The organism is Rhodoferax sp., from assembly GCF_028689305.1.
Taxonomy (GTDB): domain Bacteria; phylum Pseudomonadota; class Gammaproteobacteria; order Burkholderiales; family Burkholderiaceae_C; genus Rhodoferax.
In genome coordinates this window covers 41,939-50,266 of the sequence record NZ_JAQTWM010000020.1, presented here as the reverse complement: position 1 = coordinate 50,266, position 8,328 = coordinate 41,939, and the positions used below count along the sequence as shown (strand labels likewise).

The following is an 8,328-nucleotide window of genomic DNA, read 5'->3' as shown; positions in this document are numbered from 1 at the left end:
ACCACCATTTTCATCAGGCCGGGCAAGGGCAGTGTCAGTTCGCCTTGGGTGCCAAATGTGATGTGGGTGGATTTTTTCTTGTCCACGATCTTCCAGCTGCCCGAGACCAGGGCATTGCCTTCACCCTCGATCGGGGTCCAGACCACCGTACCCTTGGCGCGGTTGGCGACATATTTGGAGGCATAAATGGTTTGCAGATTGATCTGCGGCAGACCGATTTTGGCCATTTCCCAGCGGTAGGCGCCGTCGCCCAGATCCACCAGTTTGTCGACTTTGGGGAAAAAGCTGGCCGACGTGGGAACGTCCGACAGGGTGTCAAAAACGGTTTGGAAGTCGGCCTTGACGGCCAGTTCGTAACCCAGATCAATCGTGACTTTGATGGTCATATGTCTCCTCGGCATCAATGATTTGTTATGAAAAGCCCCGTTAATGTAAGCAGGCGTTGCCACCCTGTCAAAAGTAAATGGCGCCGCCAGCCGAGCGCGCTGTGATTGCCGCCACAATACCCGCCCAATGAACGGACCTGCCCCATGACCTTGCTTCTTGCCCCGATGGAGGGCCTGCTCGACTTTGTGCTGCGCGACATCCTGACCCGTGTCGGCGGGGTGGACCGCTGTGTGTCCGAATTCATCCGTATCACCGACACGCTGTTGCCCGAGCGGGTGTTTTTGCGTGAGGTGCCTGAACTGCGACAGGGGGGCAAAACTGCTGCCGGTGTGCCGGTACGCCCGCAACTGTTGGGGTCTGACCCGGTGTGTCTGGCCGAGAACGCGGCCTTCCTGGCCAGTCTGGGGCCGGATGGCGTTGACCTGAACTTTGGCTGTCCGTCGCCAGTGGTGAACCGGCATCGTGGTGGCTCGGCCCTGCTGGATGAGCCTGAATTGCTGTACCAGATTGTGTCGGCGGTGCGCCGGGCGGTGCCCGTGCCTCTGGCGGTGTCCGCCAAGATGCGCCTGGGTTTGAACGACGACCGTCGGGCCGAAGAGTGTGCGCTGGCGATTGAGGCCGGTGGGGCCAGTGAGCTGGTGGTGCATGCCCGTACCAAGGTGGATGGTTACCGGCCGCCAGCTTATTGGGAGCGGATCGCCGACATTGCTCAGGTGGTGAAGTTTCCGGTGGTGGCCAACGGCGAGATCTGGACGGTGGCCGATGCCCAGGCTTGCCGTGTCGCCAGCGGCTGCCAGGCACTGATGTTGGGGCGCGGCATGGTGGCGAATCCGGGGTTGGCGCGCGCCATTTTGGCCGCTGACGCCGGTGGCAGCTCAAAAGAAGGCGCGATCGAGGGGCTCACCGCCCTGAGCTGGGAACAGCTGTTGCCGCTGGTGGCGGACTTCTGGCGGCAGGTGTGTCTCCACCTGACCGTGGGTCAGCGAACCGGGCGGCTCAAACAGTGGCTGAACTTGTTACGGCGCTGTTATCCGCAAGCCCAACTGGCCTTTGATGCGGTGCGTACCTTTCATGACCCGGCCGATGTTGACCGCTGGTTGAGCACCTTGAGGGCTTGAATCCAGAGTGAGTGTCTCCATTTGCCACAGAACAGCAGCAGGCTGAGTGGCTCGATAGAATGATTTCATGAGTACAAAACCACCAAAAATTGTCCCGCCACGTCCGGTTCAGGCTGACGAAATTGCCCCGGATGGCACCGTGGTGCTGGAGCGGCGCACCCAGAAAACACGTCCACCCAAGTTGTACCAGGTGGTCATGCTCAATGACGACTACACGCCGATGGAGTTTGTGGTGATCGTGATCCAGGAGTACTTTGGCAAGGATCTGGAAACGGCGACGCAGATCATGCTGAAGATTCACCTGGATGGCCGCGGGGTGTGTGGTGTTTATACGCGTGATGTGGCAGCCACCAAGGTCAGCCAGGTGTTGGAGGCGGCCAACAAGGCCGGCCACCCTTTGCAATGTATTTCCGAACCCGTGGAGTCCTGAGTACTTGAATCCTTTGACGCACACCCTGATTTCAATTCAGATTACAGTTAACGCTTGAAACAAAGCTATTAAAGGAACCCCATGATTGCCCAAGAATTGGAAGTCAGTCTTCATATGGCGTTTGTTGAGGCGCGCCAGCAGCGCCATGAGTTCATCACGGTGGAGCACCTGTTGCTGGCCCTGTTGGACAACCCGAGTGCGGCCGAAGTGTTGCGCGCCTGCTCGGCCAATATCGACGACCTGCGCAAATCCCTGGTGACCTTCATCAAAGACAACACGCCCCAGGTGGCGGGCACGGATGACGTGGACACTCAGCCGACGCTGGGTTTTCAGCGCGTGATCCAGCGCGCCATCATGCACGTGCAGTCCACCGGTAGCGGTAAGAAGGAAGTGACCGGTGCCAACGTGCTGGTGGCCATTTTTGGCGAGAAGGATTCTCACGCTGTTTATTACCTGCACCAGCAGGGCGTGACACGGTTGGATGTGGTGAACTTTATTGCCCATGGCATCAAGAAGAGCGACCCACCTGAGCCTGCCAAGTCGGGTGAGAGCCAGGCCGAAGCGGAAGAGGGCGCAGACCGGAACGAGAAGTCTTCTCCACTGGAGCAATACACCCAAAACCTCAATCAGTTGGCCAGAGACGGCAAGATCGATCCGCTGATTGGCCGTGAGTATGAGGTTGAACGCGTCATCCAGATCCTGTGCCGGCGTCGCAAGAACAACCCGCTGCTGGTGGGGGAAGCCGGTGTGGGCAAAACTGCCATCGCCGAAGGCTTGGCCTGGCGCATCACGCAAAAGGATGTGCCGGAGATTCTGGCTGAGGCGGTGGTTTACTCACTGGACATGGGGGCTTTGCTGGCCGGGACCAAATACCGGGGTGATTTCGAGCAGCGCCTCAAGGGGGTGTTGAAGTCGCTCAAGGACAAGCCCAACACCATTTTGTTCATTGATGAAATCCACACGCTCATTGGTGCGGGAGCCGCCTCGGGGGGCACGCTGGACGCCTCCAACCTGCTCAAACCGGCGCTGAGTTCGGGTGCGCTCAAGTGTATTGGTGCCACCACGTTCACCGAATACCGCGGCATTTTCGAGAAGGATGCCGCGCTGTCGCGCCGTTTCCAGAAGGTGGATGTGGTGGAGCCCTCGGTCGAGCAGACGGTGGACATCCTCAAGGGACTCAAATCCCGGTTTGAAGAGCATCACAGTGTCAAATATGCGCTGGGGGCACTGCAGGCCGCAGCTGAACTCAGCGCCAAATACATCAATGACCGCCATCTGCCGGACAAGGCGATTGATGTGATTGACGAGGCCGGTGCGGCACAGCGGATCCTGCCGCCGTCGCGGCGCAAGAAAATCATCACCAAGGCGGAAGTCGAGGACATCGTGGCCAAGATCGCCCGCATTCCGCCTGCCAATGTGTCGAATGACGACCGTGGCAAGCTCAAAACCCTGGAGCGTGACCTGAAAAACGTGGTGTTTGGTCAGGACAAGGCGCTGGACATGCTGGCTTCAGCAGTCAAGATGGCGCGTTCGGGTCTGGGCAAGGGTGACAAACCGATTGGTGCCTTTTTGTTCAGCGGCCCCACCGGTGTTGGCAAAACCGAGTCGGCCAAACAACTGGCCTACATCATGGGCATTGAGCTGATTCGCTTTGACATGAGCGAATACATGGAACAACACGCGGTGAGCCGGCTGATTGGTGCGCCTCCGGGTTATGTCGGTTTCGACCAGGGTGGTTTGTTGACCGAAGCCATCACCAAGAAGCCGCACTGCGTGCTGTTGCTTGATGAAATTGAGAAAGCCCATCCAGCCATCTTCAACGTGCTGCTGCAGGTGATGGACCACGGAACGCTGACCGACAACAATGGCCGTAAGGCGGACTTCCGCAACGTCATCATCATCATGACCACCAATGCGGGTGCCGAGACCATGAACAAGGCGGCCATCGGCTTCACCAATCCGCGTGAGTCCGGTGATGAAATGGCTGATATCAAGCGCCTGTTCACGCCGGAGTTCCGCAACCGGCTTGATGCCATCGTCAGCTTCAAGGCGCTGGATGAAAAAGTCATCCTGCGGGTGGTGGACAAGTTCCTGTTGCAACTGGAAGCCCAGTTGGCCGACAAGAAAGTGGACGTCACCTTCACCGACAAACTGCGCAAGCATCTGGCCAAGAAGGGTTTTGATCCGCTGATGGGCGCCCGCCCGATGCAACGGCTGATTCAGGACACCATTCGCCGAGCCCTGGCCGATGAACTGCTGTTTGGTCGCTTGACCGACGGCGGCCGGCTGACGGTGGACCTTGACGACAAGGACGACAGCAAGACCGAGGTTTTGTTGGACATCACACCTTTGCCCAAGAAAGAAGGCAAATCCAAGCCGGAAGCGCAAGAGGCAACAGCCAACTGATGATGCCGAGGTAGGGCAGACACATCCGGTCTTGCCCCTTCCTGGATACAAAGCCCCGGAGATGGGGCGGGTGGAGGTTTATTTAAAGCCGACGCGGTCTAGCAATTGCTGGACTTTGACCTGATTGGCACCGACCACGCTGATGTGGATGGTTTCACTTTTGAAGTTGCCGCCGGCCATGGCCTGCAACGCCGGGTTGGCGATACTGGCGCCGCGTGCCGCCGGCCATTCATTGTTGCCGTTGGCAAAATGATTCTGGGCGGCCGGACTGGCAAGGTACTCCAAAAATTTGATGGCATTGGCCTGGTTTTTGCTGTGTCTGGCCACTGCGCCACCAGCGATGTTGATGTGTGTGCCCCAGCTGCTCTGGTTCGGAAACACCACGCCCACTTTGTCCACAACCGCCTTGTCTTCCGCTTTGTCTGAGCGCATCAGCCGCGCCAGATAGTAGGTGTTGGTAATGGCCACGCCACATTCTCCAGCGGCCACCCCCTTGATCTGGTCGGTGTCGCCGCCCTTGGGTGAGCGGGCCATGTTGGTGACCATGCCTTTGAGCCACTGTTCGGTCGCTGGCGTGCCCAGATGCTCCATGACAGAGCCAAACAAGGACAAGTTGTAGGGATGCGAGCCGGAGCGGATACACAGCTTGCCTTTGTTGATCGGGTCGGCCAGTTGTTCATAGGTTGCAACGTTCTCGGGTTTGACATGGGCCTTGTTGTAGACAATGACGCGTGCCCGGGTCGAAAAACCGAACCATGGGGTAGCACCTTCGCTGTTTTTGCCGGCACGCAACTGCTCTGGAATGGCTTCATCAAGCAGCCGGGATTTGACCGGCAAAAACAAACCATCGGTCTCACCCCGCCAAAGGCGTGCTGCATCCACCATCAGGATCACATCGGCTGGAGACGCTGCACCTTCAGCTTTGAGCCGGGCAATGATGCCGGCATCATCGGCGTCAACCCGGTTGATCTTGATGCCGGTGCTACGGGTGAAGTCAGCGTAAAGCGCCTCGTCAGAAGGATAGTGACGGGCGGAGTAGATATTGACGGAATTGCTTTGGGCGAAGGTTGCCGAGCACAGTGTCAAGCTGACGGCAAGCGTGTTCAGAGGCAGGTGTTTGAAGTGCATGGTGGTTCAATTCATTCATGGATGGAGTCCTGAGTATACATATCAAATGAGAATTATTCGTATTTGATACGGTTTATTGAATGAATGATGGATTTCGCTGCATCAAATCCAGTAACACGCCGTGGCGCAAACCACCGTTCGCACGTTCAAGCCGGGAAATGTCCAAAGTGTCAAAAACCGCGCGCAGCACGCTTAAACCGCCGCCAATAATGGGTTTACGGTCCTCTTTCATGCCCGCCAGACGCAACTGATCGATATGTCGTGCCGTCAACAGTTTTTCTTGCAACCAGTTAAGGGCGTCACGGCTGACGCTGTCAGGCGACCAACCTGCGGCCGCCAAAACATCAACCACGGCATTGACGGTACCTGCTGAACCGTAAATGACATCCCAGCTTTTCAGCGGGAAAAGTGTCAGTGCTTCGGATAGAACCAACTTGGCGGCAGCTTCAGCAGCGGTGAAGGAAGAGGGTAAAAACAGTCCATCAGCAAAAAAACGGGCTGACCAGGCAATACTGCCTATGGGATACGACGCCATGGGGCCAGGCTGCAGACCGTCGCCCAGAATGAGCTCGGTAGATCGGCCGCCAATGTCGATGACCAACCGACGTTCGTTGTGTCGGGGCAGTGTCTGGGCAACGCCTTGATAAATCAGGCGTGCTTCTTCGTGTCCGGAAATGACGGTGATGGGGAACCCCAGCAGACGGCTTGCGGGCTCCAGAAAAGCATCACGATTGTGGGCCTCCCGCAAGGTTTGTGTCGCGACGGCGCAAACCGTATTGGCAGAAAACCCGGACAGACGCTGTCCAAAACGAGCCAGGCAGTCCCAGCCACGCTGCATGGCTTCGAGAGTCAGATTGTGCTGCGCGTCGAGCCCATTGCCTTGACGAACAGTTTCTTTCAGGTATTCAGAGCGGAAAAAGCGGCCATTTTCCAGTTGGCCTATTTCAAGGCGAAAGCTGTTGGACCCTAAATCCACCGCAGCCAGGCAAATTGGATGTTCCATACGGATGATTGGAGTGACGGGTGTCTGGCGATCAGGGTATCAGCATAGCATCCCGGTGCAATCGTTGGCATGTCAGCCCCAACCCATTGGACATGATCAAAAGACAAGCTTCACCGTCCATGAATTGTCACAAAGCTGACATATTACCGCCTTAAATTAGCCATGTCGCGCTGGTTTTGGTTCGACAAACAGGTTTATCAACTAAAGGATATTTGGTATGAAATCAAGCCCTATCAAAAGCATTTTGACCACCACAGCGCTAGCGTTTTTGGGTGTTATTCCATGGGCAGGTGTGGCCCAAGCCCAGGAAATTACCGGCGCAGGTGCCAGCTTTCCGGCACCGCTGTATTCAAAGTGGGCATCGGAATACAACAAGGTCACGGGTGTGAAGGTAAATTACCAGTCAGTCGGTTCTGGTTCCGGGATCAAGCAGATTGACTCGAAGACGGTGGATTTTGGGGCTTCCGACATGCCACTGACGGATGAGGTCCTCAAGACAAAAGGGCAATTTCAATTTCCCACAGTGATAGGTGGCACGGTGCCGGTGATCAATGTCAAGGGCATTGCTCCTGGACAGCTGAAGCTGGATGGCCAGGTTTTGGGCGATATCTATCTGGGCAAGATCACCAAATGGAATGATGCTGCCATCAAGGCACTCAATCCTGGATTGGCACTGCCGGATGCCGCCATTGCGCCGGTGCGTCGGGCTGACGGCTCTGGCACAACATTCAACTTCACCAATTACCTCAGCCGTGTTCACCCGGAGTGGAAGACCAAGGTTGGTGAAGGTACGGCGGTCAATTGGCCTGTGGGTGCGGGTGGCAAAGGCAACGAAGGTGTCGCTGCCTTTGTGAATCGTTTGCCCAATTCGATTGGTTATGTGGAATATTCTTACGTCAAGCAAAACAAAATGACCTACACCATGTTGAAAAACAAGGATGGCGTTTTTGTGTCTCCGAGCGAAGAAGCTTTTAAGGCCGCTGCGGCTGGCGCGGACTGGAATAAATCTTTCTACCAGTTGATCACCGATCAGCCTGGCAAAGCGACCTGGCCAATCTCGACGGCGACTTTTATCCTGATGCATTTACAGCAGGATAAACCGGCTAAAGCCACAGAAACTTTCAAGTTTTTCTCCTGGGCTTTCAAGCAGGGCGACAAACTGGCAGCTGACCTGGATTACGTGGCTTTGCCAGACAGTGTTATTGCGACCATCGAAAAGTCTTGGGGCAATGTGAAAGACATTTCCGGCAAACCGGTGGCTCTCAAATAAGTCGGTATCAGGAATCTGTCAAATAAGTGAGGGAGGACCATAACGTGTCAACTACACTTTCCGCGAGCGAGATGCCGATCAACCCAACGCCAACTGCTGCCCGTGCCATGTTACGTCCTCCCTTCATGAAATCGACTGGATCAGGCACTCTGGCTGACCTGGTTTTTGCGTGGCTTGCCAAAGGTGCCGCGTTGCTGACTCTGGGTTTGCTGATAGCGATTCTGATGTCCCTGACCGTCAGTGCCTGGCCAGCCATCAACAAATACGGATTTGGCTTTTTCACCACCGCAACCTGGGATCCGGTGAAGGAAGAGTTTGGTGGCCTGGTGATGATTTACGGGACCTTGATGACTTCGCTGATTGCGCTGTTGATCGCTGTACCCGTGAGTTTTGGAATTGCCCTGTTTCTGACCGAGTTGTCACCGGCTTGGCTCAAACGGCCACTGGGCACTGCCATTGAACTGTTGGCTGCCATTCCATCAATTGTGTATGGCATGTGGGGCTTGATGGTGTTTGGTCCATTGTTGGCGACTTATGTCCAGCAGCCCTTGCAGAGCTGGTTCAAGGGGGTGCCATACATTGAAGC

Annotated in this window: 7 protein-coding genes and 1 pseudogene; 5 read left to right on the top strand and 3 right to left on the bottom strand. The window is 56.2% G+C overall.

Going from position 1 to position 8,328, the window contains the following annotated elements:
• The coding region (locus PHW99_RS06515; protein ID WP_300174934.1) for an SRPBCC family protein at positions 1-386 on the bottom strand (386 nt) is incomplete at its 3' end.
• A gap of 144 nt (positions 387-530) precedes the next feature.
• Between PHW99_RS06515 and PHW99_RS06510 the strand changes: the two genes are divergently transcribed.
• From PHW99_RS06510 to clpA, 3 genes are all read left to right on the top strand, one after another.
• Complete coding sequence (locus PHW99_RS06510; RefSeq protein ID WP_300174932.1) at positions 531-1,505, top strand: tRNA-dihydrouridine synthase; 975 nt, start codon at positions 531-533, stop codon at positions 1,503-1,505.
• Between the two features lie 67 nt (positions 1,506-1,572).
• Positions 1,573-1,935 carry an ATP-dependent Clp protease adapter ClpS gene (gene clpS / locus PHW99_RS06505; protein ID WP_300174931.1) on the top strand — a complete coding sequence of 121 codons (363 nt, stop codon included), beginning with the start codon at positions 1,573-1,575 and terminating at the stop codon, positions 1,933-1,935.
• Positions 1,936-2,016: 81 nt separating this feature from the next.
• Positions 2,017-4,341 (top strand): ATP-dependent Clp protease ATP-binding subunit ClpA, encoded by a 2,325-nt coding sequence (clpA, locus tag PHW99_RS06500; protein WP_300174930.1) that lies wholly within the window; start codon positions 2,017-2,019, stop codon positions 4,339-4,341.
• A 78-nt stretch (positions 4,342-4,419) separates the two neighbouring features.
• Here the strand turns inward: clpA and PHW99_RS06495 are convergent, their stop codons facing one another.
• Both PHW99_RS06495 and PHW99_RS06490 read right to left on the bottom strand, forming a co-directional pair.
• Positions 4,420-5,469 (bottom strand): extracellular solute-binding protein, encoded by a 1,050-nt coding sequence (locus PHW99_RS06495; RefSeq protein WP_300174928.1) that lies wholly within the window; start codon positions 5,467-5,469, stop codon positions 4,420-4,422.
• 73 nt (positions 5,470-5,542) lie between these two features.
• A complete protein-coding gene (locus PHW99_RS06490) occupies positions 5,543-6,472 on the bottom strand; it encodes a Ppx/GppA family phosphatase (protein WP_366913112.1) in 930 nt (309 codons plus the stop codon).
• Positions 6,473-6,689: 217 nt separating this feature from the next.
• Between PHW99_RS06490 and pstS the strand changes: the two genes are divergently transcribed.
• Both pstS and pstC read left to right on the top strand, forming a co-directional pair.
• Positions 6,690-7,742: a phosphate ABC transporter substrate-binding protein PstS gene (gene pstS, locus PHW99_RS06485; protein ID WP_300174926.1), complete on the top strand. Its 1,053-nt coding sequence runs from the start codon at positions 6,690-6,692 to the stop codon at positions 7,740-7,742.
• A 44-nt stretch (positions 7,743-7,786) separates the two neighbouring features.
• Positions 7,787-8,328 (top strand): annotated as a pseudogene (gene pstC, locus PHW99_RS06480) (phosphate ABC transporter permease PstC); the annotation flags it as partial.